The following is an 18,461-nucleotide window of genomic DNA, read 5'->3' as shown; positions in this document are numbered from 1 at the left end:
TAAAAGTGAAAGAGCACCTCATGAGGTGCTCTTTTTGTATTTGGTCTACGGTAAGCTAAAAGCTCTTATTACTACGCTGAGTAAGCTTTTTTTACTTCTTCTGCAATGATCGCAATACCTTTCTGCATCGCTTCATCGTCTTGAACGTAGTTCATACGCAAGCATTGGTGAGCATGATCCCACTCGTCTTCTTGGCCGATAAAGAAGTATTCCCCAGGAACAATCAATACGCCGCGAGCTTTAAGGCGGTCGTACAGTTCCATAGTGGTAATAGGCAGTTCATCAAACCATAGCCATAAGAAGATAGCGCCTTCAGGTTTATGGATTCGGAAGCGTGGGTCATCGATAGCATCTTGTAATAACTCGACAGCACGTAGAGATTTATCTTTATAGAAAGGTTTGATTACCTCACTGCTCAAGCGGAGTAGATCGCCTTTCTCAATCATGTGGTTGGCAATCGCAGGGCCGACACTGTTTGGCGCTAAGCTGATGATTCCATTCATGTTGGTCAATGCTTGTGTTACTTCTTCACTCGCAATCACGATACCGCAACGCACACCCGGCAAGCCAAGTTTAGAAAAGCTCATACACAGAATGGTATTTTCATTCCAGAACGGTTCGACATCTTCAAAGATGATGTTTGGAAATGGTAGGCCGTAAGCATTGTCGATCAGCAATGGAATGTTGTTTTCACGCGCCAGCTTATCCAGTTTACGTACTTCTTCGTCGGTTAGTACGTTACCCGTCGGGTTGGTTGGACGAGATGCACAGATAGCCGCCACCGAGTCATCAACCTTGAGTTGTTCAAAATCGACGTGATATTTGAATTGTCGGTTTTCTAGCAGCTCGATCTCTGGGTGGTAAGAGATAAAAATATCGTCATCAATCCCTGCGTCACCGTAGCCAATGTATTCCGGAGCGATCGGCAACAAAATCTTCTTGTGCGAACCATCAGGTTGTTGACCTGCTAATAGGTTGAACAGGTAAAAGAAACCACTTTGACTGCCGTTAGTCAGGCTGATGTTCTTTTCGCTGATGTCCCAACCATAGGTCTCTTTCAGCATTGCTGCTAACGATTTGATGAAGCTGTCTTTGCCCTGTGGACCATCGTAGTTGGCGAGGGCGGCGATGAGTTCTCCACTGGCGAGCATGTCGGCACTGGCTTGGTTAAAGTAATCGAGCATGGCAGGGATAGCGGCTGGGTTACCACCACCGAGCATGATAGCGCCAGGAGTGCGCAGGCCATCATTCAAATCATCCATTAAACGAGTGATTCCAGAGTATCGATTAAACTTTTCGCCAAACTTAGAGAACTGCATTACTAATTTTACCTAATTCATTGTGATTGCTTGTTATGTGTCATTAAGGCAGACCTTATGTCTGCCATCAGTGTATTCCTTGAACATACCGCAATGTTTTTGCGACGCATAGCGCCAAATGCTCTAACACGTAAAAAACTTCTATAAAGTTTGGTTAATGAGTAACAGCTTGCTTATTGAGCGTACCTTTAGTGATAAAAAAAGGAGAAGCCTAAGCTTCTCCTCTGGTTTCTAGTGTTTATGTTTATGAAGGTTTACTTTGAACCTGTATAAACGACTAATACCTTGTCATCTTGGTATTGGCGTTCGAACGCATAGTAGCCCTTGCTGTTGCGGATGATGTGCTTACCTTGAGCAACGGCTGGATGGCGCAGGCGGAATTGGCCAAGTGCTTGCCAGTGTTCTAGCAACTCTGCACGTTCGCCGGTGATTTGATCCCAAGGCATGTCAGAGCGAGTGCCTTGCATAGGATCGGAACCCGTTGGGCCAAAGTCTCGTGCAATTTCATCCCCGTAATAGATCTGCACTGCTCCCGGAGCCAGCATCAACGCGTTTGCTGCTTTGGTCTGTTTGGCAAAGTCACTGCCGTGTTGCGTCCAGAATAGCGAGGTGTCGTGAGACGATAGATAGCTCAATACGTTGAATTCGCTGTCGTTATTGATCTTCTCAGCATAACGAAGGTAATCAGCATCGAGATCGGATAGGCATTTAAGCGCCTTTGGTGCGATATCACTCTGGAATTCAAAGTTGATGATCGAATCAAAGCCATTCGCAAAGTAGTCTGATTTGACTACGCTGTGCGCCCATACTTCGCCAGTCATCCAGAAAGGTAGGTCATCCAATGCTTTGTCGGGGTTGTTCTGCTTCCACTCAGCTAACGCTTGGTTGGTACTCTCTTTCAATTCTGCCCAAGCTTCTAGTTCTACGTGTTTAGCGGTATCGACCCTGAAACCATCGACACCATATTCGCGTACCCAATCCGATAACCAAGTGATTAAGTGATCACGGGGTGTTTTGAGTTCATCGGTCGCGCTGGTGGACTTGTTGCGATAGAAGTTCGGCAGCCCAGTTGTCTCTGTTGATTCGGTTTTGAAATCGGGCAGATGCGCTAAAGACATGGTCAGGTTGTTGTAACCCGGGGAATCATAGGCGCCGATATCGCTGCGTAGCCAAGCTTTACCCCACCACTTCTCCCACGCTTCTTTATCGCTGTATGAGATGTAGTTGTTGAAATAGTGCCAGTTCTGACCTTTAGCGGGTTGCCAGTCTGTCCAGTTTTCGCCAAGTGTTTTCGTTGCTTCTTCATCCGTTAGGTTTAGCTTGCCAAAATCAAACTCTTGCATGTCGGCAAGCGTCGCGTATCCCGTGTGGTTTATTACCACATCCCAGACAACGCGAATGCCTTTGCTGTGTGCGGTATCGATGAAGGTTTTCAGTTCGTCTTCGGTGCCCATGTTGTCATCGAGCTTGGTCCAGTCTTGATGGTAATAGCCGTGGTAGCCGTAGTGTTTGAAGTCACCACGGTCACCGCCGCCAACCCAGCCGTGGATTTGCTCTAATGGAGACGTTATCCAGATAGCATTAGCACCGAGTGATTCTATGTAATCGAGCTTTTCGGTTAAGCCGGCTAAGTCACCACCGTGGAAAGTGCCGATTTCATCTTGCCCGTCTTGGCTGCGACCGTAACTGTTGTCGTTATCAGGGTTGCCATTGTGGAAACGGTCAGTCATTACGAAGTAGACCGTGGCGTTGTCCCAACTAAATTCTGCTTTGTTTTCTTGTTCTACTTTCTCAAGCAACAGAACACCCTGGCTGTTTTCTGCAGGCTGCATGGTGACGCTGCCGTTGGTCACTGTGACTTGTTTGCCTGAAAGGGCGTCTCTTACCACAGTGCCGTCATCAAAGGTTTGAGCAACGTTGATGATGGTTGGTTCGTCACTAGGTACCGGACAAGCAAAGCTTTGTACTTGTTGTTGCTTTGGTTTTATCTGAACCGTGAATTCATTGGTCTGTGGGTTGAGTACAAATTGATAAGTGTTAGCGCGAAAGACTTTAATAGCGATTTCAGATTTATCAGCGCAGTCGTCTAGGCGAAGGGGTTTATTGAACTTGATGCGACTCTCTTCGGCCAGTGCATAGCTGGTGCCACAGGTATTTTGAGTATCGCTGATAGAGAAGGTATAGCTACCTTTCGCGAGTTCCTGTTCTGCAATCACGGTGCCTTTACCGGATGATTCAAATACGACAGTGTCGTTATCAATAGTCAGTAATAGGTTGTTGTCACTGGTTTGGCTGCATGCGCTGAGTGCCAGCATTGAAAGCGCGAGTACTGTTTTTTTCATTGTTTCCTTTCCCTGAATAAACAGGTCATTTATAGCAAACAATGCCCTCTACAGTCTGAGTGCTGTTTCATTCAGTAGGTCAATAAAACCTCTACAAATAAATGCTTGGTTCACAAAAACAAAAAGGGAAGCTTTCGCTTCCCTTTGGGTGTTTATCTTTAGACAACTAAAGTAACTTTATCACTCGTACTTATTTTTGCAGTAGAGAGATGTCAGCAATCTGTAGGAACAGGTTACGTAGGTTGTTCAGTAGCGTTAGACGGTTCTTCTTAAGCGCTTCGTCATCAGCCATAACCATTACGTTATCGAAGAATGCATCAACAGGCTCACGTAGGTCAGCAAGTTTGCTTAGGGCTTCTTGGTAGTTACCTGTTGCGAATGCTGGTTCTAGTGCTTCCGTCATTACTGTAACGTTCTCAGCCAGTGCTTTCTCTGCGTCTTCTTGAAGGAGAGTTAGGTCGATTTCAGCGGGTAGCTCACCATCGAATTTCGCAAGGATGTTACCTACACGTTTGTTCGCTGCTGCTAGTGCTTCTGCTGCTTCCAATTCACGGAAGTGAGAAACCGCTTTAACACGTTGGTCAAAGTCAGCTGGCTTAGTTGGACGACGTGCTAGCACCGCTTGAATGATATCAACGCTGAAACCAGCATCTTGGTACCATGCGCGGAAACGACCTAGCATGAAGTCGATAACTTCAGCTTCTACGTTGTCGTTGGTTAGCTTGTCGCCTAGTAGCTCTTTCGCTTTACCGATCAGATCGGTTAGGTCTAGGTTGTAGCCGTTTTCAACGATGATACGTAGCACACCTAGAGACGCACGACGAAGTGCAAATGGGTCAGAACCTTTTGGTGCTTGGCCAATACCGAAGATACCTACGATAGTGTCTAGCTTGTCTGCCATTGCAACTGCAGAAGAGATACCAGTGCTTGGTAGATCGTCGCCTGCGAAACGAGGCATGTACTGCTCGTAAAGTGCTAGTGCTACTTGCTCGTCTTCACCATCGTGAGTCGCGTAGTGCATGCCCATCACACCTTGAGTATCCGTAAATTCGAATACCATAGATGTCATTAGGTCACACTTAGCTAGAAGGCCTGCACGCTTAGACTTTTCAACGTCAGCATCGATTTGCTCTGCGATGTAGCCAGCAAGCTCTGTGATGCGGTCTGTTTTGTCTTTGATAGTACCAAGTTGCTTCTGGAAGATAGCTTGGTCTAGTTCAGGTAGACGGTCGATCAGCGGACGCTTACGGTCTGTATTGAAGAAGAATTCCGCATCAGCAAGACGTGGACGTACCACTTTCTCGTTACCTTCGATAACGTGACGAGGCTCTTTAGACTCGATGTTTGATACGAAGATAAAGTTCGGAAGTAGCTTCTTGTTGTCGTCGTAAACAGGGAAGTACTTTTGGTCACCTTTCATGGTGTAAACCAACGCTTCAGAAGGCACTTTTAGAAACTCTTCTTCAAATTTCGCTGTAAGCACTACTGGCCATTCAACCAGAGACGTTACTTCTTCAACAAGGTCATCTTCTAGGTCAGCTTTACCGCCAACCGCTGCTGCCGCTTTTTGAGAGTCAGCAAGGATGATCGCTTTACGAGCTTCGTAATCTGCCATTACTTTACCGCGCTCTTCTAGGATTGCAGGGTATTGGTCAGCAGAATCGATTGTGAACTCTTGTTCGCCCATGAAACGGTGGCCACGGATAGTACGAGCAGATGCTACGCCTAGGATTTCGCCTTCAACAAGCTCATCACCTAGCAGTACTGTCAGTGTTTTCACTGGACGGATAAATTGAATGTCTGAGTTACCCCAGCGCATTGCTTTAGGGATTGGTAGGCAAGCTAGTGCTTTCGCTGCAATGTCCATCACCAATTCTTGAACAGGTTTGCCAGCTACTTCTTGTTTGAAAAGAAGCCACTCGCCTTTGTCTGTTTTTAGACGGTCAGCTTGCTCAACAGTAATACCGTTACCACGAGCCCAACCTTGTGCAGCTTTAGTCGCGTTGCCTTCAGCGTCGAATGCCACAGAAACAGCAGGACCACGTTTTTCAACGACTTTATCTGCTTGGCCTTCAGCTAGTGCGGTTACTTTAAGTGCTAGGCGGCGAGGTGCTGCGTACCACTTGATGCCTTCGTGAGAAAGCTCAGCCGTTTTAAGACCCGCTTCAAAGTTAGAAGCAAATGCTTCTGCTAGAGAACGAAGTGCCGTTGGTGGAAGCTCTTCCGTACCCAGTTCAATTAGAAAATTCTTCGCCATGATTATTTATCCTTCTTACACATTGGGAAGCCAAGCGCTTCACGTGACGCGTAGTACGCCTCAGCAACTGATTTAGTCAGGTTGCGGATACGAAGGATGTAACGTTGACGCTCTGTTACAGAGATAGCTTTGCGCGCATCAAGGATGTTGAATGCGTGACCTGCTTTTAGAATGCGCTCGTAAGCTGGAAGCGGAAGTGGCTTCTCAAGCTCAAGTAGTTCTTTACACTCTTTTTCGCACTGATCGAAGAAAGTGAATAGGAAATCTACGTCTGCGTGCTCGAAGTTGTATGTTGATTGCTCAACTTCGTTTTGGTGGAAGATGTCACCGTAAGTCACGTTAGAACCGTCTGGTGCAACGTTCCATACTAGGTCGTAAACAGAATCTACTTCCTGAATGTACATTGCTAGACGCTCGATACCGTAAGTGATCTCGCCAGTTACAGGCTTACACTCAAGGCCGCCAACCTGTTGGAAGTAAGTAAACTGAGTTACTTCCATGCCGTTTAGCCATACTTCCCAACCAAGGCCCCATGCGCCTAGTGTTGGGTTTTCCCAGTTATCTTCAACGAAGCGAATGTCGTGAACAAGTGGGTCAACACCAAGAACCTCTAGGGAGCCTAGGTACAACTCTTGGATATTGTCTGGCGATGGTTTTAGCGCTACTTGGAATTGGTAGTAGTGCTGCAGACGGTTAGGGTTTTCACCGTAACGGCCATCGGTTGGACGACGAGAAGGTTGAACGTAAGCTGTAGACATTGGCTCTGGGCCAAGTGCTCGTAGACATGTCATTGGGTGAGAGGTGCCTGCACCTACTTCCATATCTAGAGGTTGAACAATGGTACAACCGTTTTGAGCCCAGTAATCCTGCAGCGCGAGGATCATTCCCTGGAAGGTTTTGATATCGTATTTTTGCATAGTCAGGTTCGCGCGATTCTTTTAAATGAATGAGAAAAATTACCTCTGAGTATACCGAGATATTCGTAAAGCGAGTAGGGGTAATCTTGTTTAATTAGTGGTCTAAAATGTCGTTTAATGGATTTTTTTGCCTTTAATGTTTGTTTTTCGGTGCAAGTGGATATTTTGATAAGTTTGACACTTGTTTTTGACTACGTGGGTGATTAGAATCTCGTGGTCTTTGGGGAGTAGCTTACTTGTTCATATCCTAGTGAATGAGTTCGTTCGTCAACATAATTGATGCAAAATCATCATGGCGTTCGAGGCAACCACCACCTTGGTGGCGCTTAGCAAGACCTTAGACAAGCATCGTGAACCGGGATGGGGCGCGAGGTTTGTCTTTGGTTAAATATAATAATCTCCATCCCAAATGAGCATGTCGTGAGCGTTTTAGCAATTTCAATTACAACTGTCGCATTAGCCGAGATCGGTGATAAGACCCAGTTGTTATCTCTTTTATTAGCCAGTCGATATCGAAAGCCGATACCCATCATTGCAGCTATCTTCTTTGCCACCATAGCCAATCATGCTCTTGCAGCGTGGCTCGGTGTGGTCGTCGCTGATTACTTATCGCCAGAAGTTTTAAAGTGGGTGCTGGTGGTCAGTTTTATTGCAATGGCGGGCTGGATTCTGATTCCCGATAAGCTGGATGACGATGAGCAGATCTCAAACCGAGGCCCGTTTGTCGCCAGTTTTATTGCTTTCTTTATCGCTGAGATTGGCGATAAAACCCAGATTGCGACGTCGATTCTAGGGGCTCAATATTCTGATGCATTAGCGTGGGTGATTTTGGGTACTACTATTGGTATGTTGCTGGCGAATGTACCCGTAGTGATCATAGGTAAACTGTCTGCGGATAAGATGCCTCTTGATCTGATTCGTAAGATCACAGCCTTGTTATTCGTGGGCTTAGCTATCGCAGTGGCTTTCTATTAATAGGCAGTATTGAGTCTTATTATACTCAATTAGTGGAGTAATGTGTTGTAGGTCATACTCTTGCAGTATTGTGGGGTTTATCGAGCGGATGGACATATAACTGTCATACTTGTCATGATATTTTAATCTTGTGAGTTAAGAACACGAGGGCATGATTATGTTGACGCGTTATATGGGTATTACTCCACAAAGCCAAAGTTATCTATTTACCTTTGGTCTTGCACTTACATTACTAGGCATGGTGTTGACGGACATGTGGCTGCCAATGGTCGCAGGGGCCATGATCATGACAGGGCTTGCGGTAGAGGCTTGGATTCGAGTCGCGCATATTATTCCGCTGCGTAAAGATATCCGAGAAATCCAGCATCAGCTTGAGCATCTGCAAAACAAATCTAGAAACGAATAAACAAAAAGCCGCTGGTACTCTGAGTTCTATTAAGAACATAAGGTACGAGCGGCTTTTTTGATACTTGATACTCGGTGGGGCGTTACGCCTCCAATCCCTTTCTGATCAAATATTGATAAGGCAGCGTTTCTGTCTCTTGGCCTACCAACTGGTGATCCATGAATCGACAAAAGCTCGGGATATCTCGCGTGGTCGAAGGATCGTCAGCTTTTACCAGTAACACATCGCCATCCTGCATGTTTCTAATTGTCTTCCTGACCATCATTACTGGCTCTGGGCAACGCAGGCCTTCAGCTTCTAAAGTATGGGTTGCCAGTTCAGGTTTGAATGTCATGGTTTGTATCTCTATCTCTATCTCTATCTCTATCTAACGTGTGAATAATACGTCTGCAGAAAAAATATGCAATAAGTGCTTGGCAAACAGAATCATTTCCTATAACTTAGTTAACAAGTTGATAACAATTTGAAACAAAGGCAACTAGCTAAGGAGTGGCGATGTTGACAGGATTAGATAGATTAACAATTTATTCGGTTCTCTGTTTTATTTCTTTTTGTGCGTTAGTTTTACGCTCATCGACAGAGGCCTCACTGATGCCTATTTTTGGCATAGTAGCAACGATTATTGGTATTTGGGTTGAGATGCGCCGTTGGCAGGGTGTAGCCGAAGAGCAAGAGCACTAACCTAGGTACAGCAAACAAATTCCGATACGACATTCCGACACTATCCCCAAATTTTCTTGGGCTTCCCCGCGTAATTGCGGGATTTTTTTTTATCTAAAGCATGCTATAAACAATTTAGTGAACAATGATCATTGTATTCAACTAGGTAAGTGGCGTGGAATTAGAAGACATCTATCGTAGAGACCTTAATTTATTGGTCGCGTTAAAGGTATTGATTGAAGAGGGCAGCGTTAGCCAGGCCGCGCTTCGTCTCAACTTGAGCCAGTCGGCAACCAGCCGAGTGCTAGGACGCTTAAGAGACCTCCTCAAAGATCCTCTTTTTACTCGTCAGGGCCAACATCTTATTCCGACCAAAAAAGCGCTCGAGATCAGCCAGCGAATTGATCAGCCTCTAGAATCATTCCGTCAATTACTCAGCCCTAGTGATTTTGACCCTTACTATTGCAGTGAACGCTTTTTAATTGCGACCACTGATTACGCGATGCAAACCATCTTGCCGTATGCACTGCCGAAGATTTATGAGCAAGCACCGAATATCTCTTTGGAATTTGCACCGCTGCAGCATGAACATTTGTTTAAGCAGCTTAGTACCGAGCGCGTCGATATGGCGATTTGCCGACCAAGTGGCAGTGTTGCGCCACTTCATCAAGAGGTCCTTGGCCCTGTGGGGGTGTCGTGCTTACTCTCTAAAAATCACCCTTTGGCAGACAGTTCGTTGAGCCTTGAGGATTATGTCTCTTTACCTCATGCCATGATTGCGATCAGTGATGGTGTAAAGGCTTTATTGGACAACGCTTTAGCCAATCAACAACCTAGAAAAATGGTACTGCGTGCTTATCACCTTGAAGCGGCATTGGCGATCGTCGATAGAATGCCGTTAGTGATTACGGTTCCTGCTGATTTGGCGTACTTGGTTGCAGAGCGTTATGACTTAGTCGTCAAGCCGCTGCCATTCGAGTTTATGCCGTTTGATTACTCACTGATCTGGCACTCGCGCTGCGATTCCTCTGCTTCACAACAATGGTTGAGAAGAGTGGTCAAAGAGGAATGTGGTGAGTTGATTCAAAAACGGATTGCGGATGTCGGCTTGGGTTAGCTAAGACTTGGTTTGGGTTCACTCGACCCAAATGACAAAGACGCAAAAGGGCTGATACAAATCAGCCCTTTGTTGTTTTGGGTTATCCAAGCCTAAAGTTGGCGCTTATGTTTGATAACTTTGTATTTGAGAATCTATAGTTTAATGACTACGCGACCAGTGATTTGACCATTAGTGATGTCTTCTGCAGCTTTAATTGCATCATCTAAAGACACTTCTTTGGTTGCTTGAGCGTAGAAAGATTCTGGTAGTAGCTCCGCCAATTGTTCCCACGCTTTAATACGCTTTTCACGAGGGCACATTACAGAGTCCACACCTTGCAGGCGAACGTTACGTAGAATGAATGGCATTACTGTTGTTGGTAAGTCAAAACCGCCTGCTAGCCCACACATTGCTACCGCACCGTTGTAATCAATTTGCGCCAACACTTTAGCAAGTACTTTGCTGCCTACCGTATCGATAGCGCCAGCCCACAGTTGTTTTTCTAGTGGTTTTGCTGGTTCTTCTAGTTCAGCGCGCTCTACAATACGTGTCGCACCTAGTGATTTTAGAAGCTCGCCATTTTCTGAAGCTCGGCCAGTAACCGCTGCCACTTTGTACCCCAGTTGGTTTAGTAGAGTGATAGATACGCTACCCACACCGCCACTTGCACCTGTTACTAGGATTTCACCGTCTTCAGGTTTGATGCCTGCATCTACGATAGCTTGCACACAAAGCATCGCAGTGAAGCCAGCTGTACCGATCGCCATTACTTTTTTAGCGTCAAGACCTGCAGGCATTGGTACTAACCAATCACCGTTTAGGCTTGCTTTCTCAGCCATGCCACCCCAGTGACCTTCACCAACACCCCAACCAGTTAGAACGACTTCGTCGCCTGCTTTGTAGCGTGGGTCATCAGATTGTGAAACCACACCTGAAAGGTCGATACCAGGAACCATAGGGAAGTTACGAACAATGCGCCCTTTACCTGTAATCGCCAAACCATCTTTGTAGTTCAAAGAAGAGTAGCTAACATCAATCTTCACGTTACCTTCTGGTAATTGAGACTCTTCAATTTGAGAAACTGACGCGATAGTTTTTTTGTCTTCTTGGTTTAGTACAAGTGCTTTAAACATGATCTGCTCCGTGGAGGAATATTAGGAAACTGAAGTAACTTTAGTTGAATCATCCGAGAAAAAATAATGAAACATCAACATTGAATCTATGCGTTTTGTGCATAGATGTAAGTAGTGATTTTCTTTCGCTAAGTTCGCTGAACGAATCTATGTATTGTTGGATGTCGAGTAATAAAAAGTGCAGCTATATAAATATAGCTGCACAAAAGATTACCCTTCCAGTATTACCGTCAGTGATCGCTATGGGCGTTCAAATACCGTTGCAATACCTTGGCCTAAACCAATACACATGGTCGCTAAGCCGTATTTCACATCTTGTGCTTCCATCAGGTTGATTAGGGTGGTCGAGATACGAGAACCAGAACAACCTAGTGGGTGACCAAGAGCAATCGCACCGCCGTTAAGGTTTACTTTCTCATCAACCACATCCAGTAGACCTAGGTCTTTCGCACATGGAAGAGATTGAGCGGCAAACGCTTCGTTTAGCTCAATTACACCGATATCTTTAATGGCTAGGCCTGCACGTTTTAGTGCTTTTTGGGTTGCTGGTACTGGGCCGTAACCCATGATTGAAGGATCGCAGCCTGCGATAGCCATCGACTTCACGCGAGCACGAATCTTAAGGCCAAGTGCGTTGGCTTTCTCTTCGCTCATGATAAGCATTGCAGAAGCACCATCAGACAATGCTGATGAAGTACCTGCTGTTACTGTACCGTTTGCTGGGTCAAATACAGGACGCAGCTGGGATAGGCCTTCAACCGTGGTTTCAGGACGAATCACTTCGTCATAGTCTAGGGTAAATAGAGAACCATCTGCAGCGTGAGCTTCGGTTGGCAGGATTTCATTCTTGAAACGACCTTCAACCGTTGCTGCTTGAGCACGAGCATGTGAGCGTGCAGCGAATGCATCTTGGTCTTCACGGCTAATACCGTGCATTTTACCTAGCATCTCAGCGGTTAGGCCCATCATACCGGCAGCTTTCGCTACGTGTTTAGACATGCCAGGGTGAAAATCAACACCGTGGTTCATTGGTACGTGGCCCATGTGTTCGACACCACCGATCAGGCAGATTTCAGCATCACCCACCATGATTGAACGGGTTGCATCATGCAAAGCTTGCATAGATGAGCCACATAAACGGTTAACCGTTACGGCACCAATCTCAATTGGTAGACCAGCAAGCAAAGCGGCGTTACGTGCAACGTTGAAGCCTTGCTCTAGAGTTTGTTGTACACAACCCCAGTAGATATCTTCAATCTCTGAAGGGTTAACTTCTGGGTTACGCTCTAAAATGCCTTTCATCAAATGTGCCGACAGATCTTCAGCACGAGTGTGACGGAAAGCTCCACCTTTGGAACGTCCCATTGGGGTGCGCAGGCAATCAACAACAACTACATTATTCATTTTGCTATTCCTTTTCCAAATGTGGGTTACAGAGAACTGGCTTGTTGACTGTCGTAAAAGCTTTCGCCCTTCGCTGCCATATCAAGCAATAGTTGAGGAACTTGGTACATTGCACCCAAGTCTTGGTAGCCTTTCGCCATTTCAACGAAGTTAGCAATGCCCACACTGTCTAAGTAGCGGAATACGCCGCCTCTGAATGGAGGGAAGCCTAAACCGTAAACCAGTGCCATATCCGCTTCTTGCGGTGTCGCGATAATGCCTTCTTCTAGACAAAGCACCACTTCGTTGATCATTGGAATCATCACGCGTTGGATAATTGTCTGGTCATCAAAGTCTTGTGGCTGTTGGCATACGTCAGCCAGGATTGGAAGAATGTCTTCAGAGAAAGTTTTCTTAGGACGACCGCGTTTGTCTACGCTGTATGTGTAGAAACCGCTGCCGTTTTTCTGACCGTATTTTTCAGCAACGTAAAGTGCGTCGATCGCATCACGACCTTCTTTACCCATACGCTCAGGGAAACCTTGCGCCATCACAGCTTGTGCGTGGTGGGCTGTGTCTAGACCCACAACGTCTAGTAAGTAAGCTGGGCCCATTGGCCAACCGAACTTACGCTCCATGACTTTATCGATCTTAGTGAAGTCAGCACCGTCACGTAGCAACATGCTGAAACCGCCAAAGTAAGGGAAAAGTACACGGTTTACGAAGAAGCCTGGGCAGTCATTAACAACGATAGGGGATTTGCCCATCTTCGCTGCGTAAGCGACTACGCGATTAATTGTTTCTTCTGAAGTATGCTCGCCACGGATGATCTCAACCAAAGGCATGCGGTGTACTGGGTTAAAGAAGTGCATGCCACAGAAGTTTTCTGGGCGCTTCAAAGATTTCGCTAACAGGTTGATTGGAATCGTAGAAGTATTTGAAGTGAGTACCGTGTCTTCACCAACTAGGCCTTCCACTTCGCTCAGTACTGCAGCTTTTATTTTCGGGTTTTCTACCACGGCTTCTACGACGACGTCTGATTGCTCAACACCTGCGTAATGCAAGCTTGGAGTAATCGAAGACAGGATGCCTGCCATCTTGAAGCCGTCTAGGCGACCGCGAGATAGACGCTTATTCAATAGCTTAGATGCTTCATTCATACCAAGGTCAAGCGATGCTTGTGCGATGTCTTTCATCATCACTGGCACGCCTTTCAGTGCAGATTGGTAAGCAATACCGCCACCCATGATGCCTGCACCTAGTACAGCAGCACGCTGAGTGTCTTTGGTTGCTGACTTACCTGCTTTTTTAGCAAGACCTTTGATGTATTGGTCATTTAAGAACAAACCAACAAGTGCTTTAGCTTCTTCAGATTTCGCCAGCTTGATGAAGTGTTTACGTTCGATATCGAGTGCTGCATCACGATCGCTGCGTGCCGCTTCTTCAATAGCAATGACTGAAGTAATCGGAGCTGGGTAGTGAGGGCCAGCTTTTTGAGCAACGAGGCCTTTCGCCATGGTAAAGCTCATCATCGCTTCGAGTTTGCTTAGCGATAATGCTGATGTTTTCTGTTGACGGCGTAGCTGCCAGTCAAGTTTTTCATTTGCAGCCAGAGAAACGGTATTAATTGCCGACTCTAGCAGTTGATCTGTTTCTACAATCGCGTCTAACAAGCCAATTTTTAGTGCTTCATCTGCACGGCATGCTTTGCCTTGCGTGATAATTTCCATTGCGCTGTCAGCACCGATAACACGAGGCAGACGCACACAACCACCAAAGCCAGGCATGATGCCAAGCTTGGTTTCAGGTAGGCCAATGCTGGTGGTCTTGTCACCGATACGGAAATCGGTAGCGAGCACACATTCACAGCCGCCGCCAAGGGCATGGCCACGCATCATTGAAAGAGTTGGGACAGGAAGGTCTTCTAGCTTGCTAAAGATTGAATTCGCGAATCTTAACCATTCATCAAGTTCTGCTTCTGGCTTAGCAAATAAGCCTAGAAATTCAGTGATGTCTGCGCCTACGATGAACGCATCTTTATTTGAAGTTAAGATTAAACCACGTAATCCAGCGTGAGCATTAAGGGCATCTAACGCTTTATCTAGTGATTCTAAAGTAGCAAGGTCGAGTTTGTTTACAGAGGCCGGAGCACAGAAGTTAAGTTCTGCAATACCATCTTGTAATTCTTTTACCTGTAAGGTGTTAGCTTGGTAAATCATTGTCTATCTCCATGACATACAATCCACGATTGTTTGAGAGAATCTTGTTATCTTTCTATTATTGTAGAATACCTGGTAAGACCAGTTATTCTAGTCTGTACCTCTGCCTGGTGAATTTCAATACATTTTTTAAACAATTGTTTAACATTGTGCGATAGCACAGATCCTCTAACCCTTATTATTCACGCGTGATACACTTCGCCGCTCTTATTAATTAAGTTAACGATATGAATGAACAGCCCTATTTAATACCGTCAGCGTCGGCTCTGTTTGAAGAAGAGATCAAGAAGAGCGTCTTTATTACTCATCTTGCTCATACTCCAAGTGTAGAAGCTGCTAAACAGTTCGTAGAACAGGTAAAAAAAGAGCATTCATCAGCGCGACATAATTGTTGGGGCTTTGCTGCAGGGCGACCTGAAGACTCAATGCAATGGGGCTTTAGTGACGATGGAGAGCCATCTGGTACTGCGGGTAAGCCTATCTTGGCGCAACTGTCTGGTTCTGGTGTTGGTGAACTGACGGCTGTTGTTACTCGTTATTCTGGCGGAATCAAGCTTGGAACGGGTGGGCTAGTAAAGGCATATGGCGGAGGAGTGCAACAAGCTCTCAAGCTGCTTCAAACTATCGAGAAAAAAATAACCACAAAATTACGGCTAGAGTTAGACTATGGCTTTGTGCCAATTGCGCAATCCATTATGGCTCAGCATCAGGCTGTTGAAGTCCAAGCGGATTATGGTGTTCAAGTTGAGCTTATTATTGAAATAGAGCTCCTTCAGGTAGATTCGTTTACCCAAACCATGATCAATAAAAGCGGTGCCAAGGCACTGGTAACGAAAGTCAAAGACAACTAGGAAGTGTGAAGCATTTCGCTTCGTTCAATAGCTCATGCAATTTCGCTCAATTATTCGAATCGTCGGATTATTATTAGCACTTTTTAGTGTATCAATGCTCGCACCTGCGCTCGTCGCACTGATCTATAGAGATGGTGCGGGTGTGCCATTTGTGACGACTTTCTTCGTTCTATTATTTTGTGGAGCAACTTGCTGGTTTCCAAACCGACGCTATAAACATGAATTGAAGGCGCGAGATGGCTTTCTCATTGTGGTGTTGTTCTGGACGGTAATCGGCAGTGCAGGCGCATTGCCGTTTTTGATCGCTGATAACCCGAATGTTTCGGTAACCGATGCTTTCTTCGAATCCTTTTCTGCACTGACCACCACTGGTGCTACGGTGATCGTCGGCCTTGATGATCTACCTAAGGCGATCTTGTTTTATCGCCAGTTTCTGCAATGGTTCGGTGGTATGGGTATCATCGTATTGGCGGTAGCCATTCTTCCTGTTCTGGGCATCGGTGGTATGCAGCTGTACCGAGCTGAAATTCCAGGCCCAGTAAAAGACAGTAAGATGACCCCGCGTATTGCTGAAACGGCAAAAGCGCTTTGGTACATATATCTCAGCTTAACTATTGCTTGTGCGGTGGCGTTTTGGCTTGCTGGCATGAGTTTCTTTGATGCAATTAGCCATAGTTTCTCTACGATTGCTATTGGTGGCTTCTCGACTCACGATGCGAGTATGGGCTACTTCAACAGCCCTGCTATCAACATGATTACCGTGGTGTTCCTTCTTATATCTGCGTGTAACTATTCTCTTCACTTTGCGGCATTTGCTTCTGGTGGCGTACATCCTAAATATTACTGGAAAGATCCTGAGTTCCGCGCTTTTATCTTTATTCAAGTCGTCCTGTTCTTAGTTTGTTTCTTATTGCTGCTGAATCATCACTCTTATGATTCGTATTATGATGCTTTCGATCAGGCGTTGTTCCAGACAGTATCTATTTCAACAACCGCAGGCTTCACCACCACCGGTTTTTCTGAATGGCCGTTATTCTTACCTGTGCTGCTTCTATTCTCTTCTTTTATAGGGGGTTGTGCAGGTTCAACGGGTGGCGGTATGAAAGTCATTCGAATATTACTACTTACCTTACAGGGTGCTCGTGAAATGAAGCGTCTTGTTCACCCGCGTGCTGTCTATACCATCAAGGTTGGCGGTTCGGCACTACCACAACGTGTTGTGGATGCGGTTTGGGGTTTCTTCTCAGCATACGCATTGGTTTTTGTGGTTTGTATGTTGGCTCTTATTGCTATGGGGATGGATGAGCTGAGTGCTTTCTCTGCGGTAGCGGCAACATTGAATAACCTTGGTCCAGGCTTAGGTGAAGTGGCAATGCACTTCGGCGATGTGAATGACAAGGCTAAATGGGTGTTGATCGTATCCATGCTGTTTGGCCGTTTAGAGATATTCACCTTATTAATTTTATTGACCCCTACGTTTTGGCGTAGCTAAGGACATATTGTGGCAAAAGCTCTATTTTTGTATTCAAGCCGTGAAGGGCAGAGCAAGAAAATCTTGAACTATATAAAAGAAGAAATGAATGAGTTCGAATGTGAGCTTCAAGATCTGCACACCATTGGTAATGTCGACTTTGCTCTATACGACCGAGTTTTGATTGGCGCATCTATTCGCTATGGGCACCTCAATAAGAAGCTATATCAATTCATTAATGCCAACCTTGCTCAGCTGCAATCAAATAAGGTTGCTTTCTTTTGCGTTAACTTAACGGCGCGTAAAGAAGACCAAGGCAAAGATACCCCTGAAGGCAGCGCTTACATTAAGAAGTTCCTTCTTAAGTCCCCGTGGCAACCTACTTTGATCGGTGTTTTTGCTGGCGCCCTCTATTACCCTCGTTATAACTGGTTCGATAAAACCATGATTCGCTTCATTATGAATATGACAGGTGGAGAAACGGATACAACCAAGGAAGTTGAGTACACGAACTGGGAAAAAGTCTCTGTGTTCACTGAAAAACTGAAGAATATGTAAGAAAAAAGCCTACTTTTGAGGCGTTTTGAGTTCTTTTTAATCGAACGAATAAAAAAACGAAAAAAACTTAAAAAAGGGCTTGCCAGTGCGATCGAAATCTCTATAATGCCACCTCGCTGACACGGGATGGCTTCGAAAGAAACCAAAACGAATCAGTAAGCCAAATTAGCCAAGCCAAGCGCTTGAAAAAAGTTTTGAAAATAGTGGTTGACACTAAAACTTAAATCGCTAAAATGGCCGTCCGATTTGAGCGAAGCTCAAAAAGGAAAAGCTCTTTAATAATTTAAACCTATCAATCTGTGTGGGCACTCGTTGATGAATATCAAAATGTTTTATCGTTAGATAAAACAGATTCTTCGGAATCAAAATGATTTCAATGAACTGAGTGACCAATCGATAATTTATTATCGGCACAGTCAATTCATTATCATTCTGTTAGAATGATAATAGCTTTAAAATTACACAGTAGTTTTGAAGTCAGTATTCGTTGAGTCACAAAATCTTAAATTGAAGAGTTTGATCATGGCTCAGATTGAACGCTGGCGGCAGGCCTAACACATGCAAGTCGAGCGGAAACGAGTTATCTGAACCTTCGGGGAACGATAACGGCGTCGAGCGGCGGACGGGTGAGTAATGCCTAGGAAATTGCCTTGATGTGGGGGATAACCATTGGAAACGATGGCTAATACCGCATAACGCCTACGGGCCAAAGAGGGGGACCTTCGGGCCTCTCGCGTCAAGATATGCCTAGGTGGGATTAGCTAGTTGGTGAGGTAATGGCTCACCAAGGCGACGATCCCTAGCTGGTCTGAGAGGATGATCAGCCACACTGGAACTGAGACACGGTCCAGACTCCTACGGGAGGCAGCAG

Annotated in this window: 15 protein-coding genes and 1 rRNA gene; 8 read left to right on the top strand and 8 right to left on the bottom strand. The window is 45.6% G+C overall.

What is annotated here, in order from left to right; genetic code table 11:
* Positions 1-71: 71 nt before the first annotated feature.
* From L1D11_RS16500 to glyQ, 4 genes are all read right to left on the bottom strand, one after another.
* On the bottom strand, positions 72-1,319 hold the full coding sequence (locus L1D11_RS16500) for a valine--pyruvate transaminase (RefSeq protein WP_239832901.1): 1,248 nt from the start codon (positions 1,317-1,319) through the stop codon (positions 72-74).
* A 254-nt stretch (positions 1,320-1,573) separates the two neighbouring features.
* Positions 1,574-3,661 carry an alpha-amylase gene (locus tag L1D11_RS16495; RefSeq protein WP_239832900.1) on the bottom strand — a complete coding sequence of 696 codons (2,088 nt, stop codon included), beginning with the start codon at positions 3,659-3,661 and terminating at the stop codon, positions 1,574-1,576.
* 190 nt (positions 3,662-3,851) lie between these two features.
* A complete protein-coding gene (gene glyS, locus L1D11_RS16490) occupies positions 3,852-5,918 on the bottom strand; it encodes a glycine--tRNA ligase subunit beta (RefSeq protein WP_239832899.1) in 2,067 nt (688 codons plus the stop codon).
* Between the two features lie 2 nt (positions 5,919-5,920).
* A complete protein-coding gene (gene glyQ / locus L1D11_RS16485; RefSeq protein WP_017632669.1) occupies positions 5,921-6,835 on the bottom strand; it encodes a glycine--tRNA ligase subunit alpha in 915 nt (304 codons plus the stop codon).
* 420 nt (positions 6,836-7,255) lie between these two features.
* Between glyQ and L1D11_RS16480 the strand changes: the two genes are divergently transcribed.
* A complete protein-coding gene (locus tag L1D11_RS16480; protein ID WP_239832898.1) occupies positions 7,256-7,810 on the top strand; it encodes a TMEM165/GDT1 family protein in 555 nt (184 codons plus the stop codon).
* A 151-nt stretch (positions 7,811-7,961) separates the two neighbouring features.
* Entirely contained in the window at positions 7,962-8,216 is a 255-nt protein-coding gene (locus tag L1D11_RS16475) for a hypothetical protein (RefSeq protein ID WP_239832897.1), read from the top strand.
* Between the two features lie 82 nt (positions 8,217-8,298).
* On the opposite strand, the gene tusA is transcribed toward L1D11_RS16475, so the two are convergent.
* On the bottom strand, positions 8,299-8,550 hold the full coding sequence (tusA, locus tag L1D11_RS16470; RefSeq protein ID WP_239832896.1) for a sulfurtransferase TusA: 252 nt from the start codon (positions 8,548-8,550) through the stop codon (positions 8,299-8,301).
* Between the two features lie 161 nt (positions 8,551-8,711).
* Between tusA and L1D11_RS16465 the strand changes: the two genes are divergently transcribed.
* Together L1D11_RS16465 and L1D11_RS16460 are read left to right on the top strand one after the other, a co-directional pair.
* Positions 8,712-8,897 carry a hypothetical protein gene (locus tag L1D11_RS16465; RefSeq protein ID WP_239832895.1) on the top strand — a complete coding sequence of 62 codons (186 nt, stop codon included), beginning with the start codon at positions 8,712-8,714 and terminating at the stop codon, positions 8,895-8,897.
* A gap of 154 nt (positions 8,898-9,051) precedes the next feature.
* Positions 9,052-9,993: a LysR family transcriptional regulator gene (locus tag L1D11_RS16460; RefSeq protein ID WP_239832894.1), complete on the top strand. Its 942-nt coding sequence runs from the start codon at positions 9,052-9,054 to the stop codon at positions 9,991-9,993.
* Positions 9,994-10,127: 134 nt separating this feature from the next.
* Here the strand turns inward: L1D11_RS16460 and L1D11_RS16455 are convergent, their stop codons facing one another.
* From L1D11_RS16455 to fadB, 3 genes are all read right to left on the bottom strand, one after another.
* The gene (locus L1D11_RS16455) at positions 10,128-11,108 is read right to left on the bottom strand and encodes an MDR family oxidoreductase (RefSeq protein ID WP_239832893.1); all 981 of its coding nucleotides are present in this window, start codon (positions 11,106-11,108) and stop codon (positions 10,128-10,130) included.
* Positions 11,109-11,348: 240 nt separating this feature from the next.
* On the bottom strand, positions 11,349-12,512 hold the full coding sequence (fadA, locus tag L1D11_RS16450) for an acetyl-CoA C-acyltransferase FadA (RefSeq protein ID WP_239832892.1): 1,164 nt from the start codon (positions 12,510-12,512) through the stop codon (positions 11,349-11,351).
* Positions 12,513-12,538: 26 nt separating this feature from the next.
* The gene (gene fadB / locus L1D11_RS16445; RefSeq protein WP_239832891.1) at positions 12,539-14,710 is read right to left on the bottom strand and encodes a fatty acid oxidation complex subunit alpha FadB; all 2,172 of its coding nucleotides are present in this window, start codon (positions 14,708-14,710) and stop codon (positions 12,539-12,541) included.
* Positions 14,711-14,937: 227 nt separating this feature from the next.
* Here fadB and L1D11_RS16440 point away from each other — a divergent pair, with 227 nt between their 5' ends.
* The 4 genes from L1D11_RS16440 to L1D11_RS16425 form a co-directional block, all read left to right on the top strand.
* Positions 14,938-15,561 (top strand): YigZ family protein, encoded by a 624-nt coding sequence (locus L1D11_RS16440; RefSeq protein WP_009848168.1) that lies wholly within the window; start codon positions 14,938-14,940, stop codon positions 15,559-15,561.
* Between the two features lie 34 nt (positions 15,562-15,595).
* Complete coding sequence (locus L1D11_RS16435; RefSeq protein ID WP_239832890.1) at positions 15,596-17,053, top strand: TrkH family potassium uptake protein; 1,458 nt, start codon at positions 15,596-15,598, stop codon at positions 17,051-17,053.
* A 9-nt stretch (positions 17,054-17,062) separates the two neighbouring features.
* The gene (gene hemG, locus L1D11_RS16430) at positions 17,063-17,590 is read left to right on the top strand and encodes a menaquinone-dependent protoporphyrinogen IX dehydrogenase (RefSeq protein WP_239832889.1); all 528 of its coding nucleotides are present in this window, start codon (positions 17,063-17,065) and stop codon (positions 17,588-17,590) included.
* 504 nt (positions 17,591-18,094) lie between these two features.
* Positions 18,095-18,461: ribosomal RNA gene (locus L1D11_RS16425) — 16S ribosomal RNA — on the top strand; the annotation flags it as partial.

Source organism: Vibrio sp. Isolate32, assembly GCF_022397955.1.
Lineage (GTDB): Bacteria > Pseudomonadota > Gammaproteobacteria > Enterobacterales > Vibrionaceae > Vibrio.
Note: the sequence above shows the minus strand (reverse complement) of the source record. Positions and strands in the feature narration are given on the sequence as shown.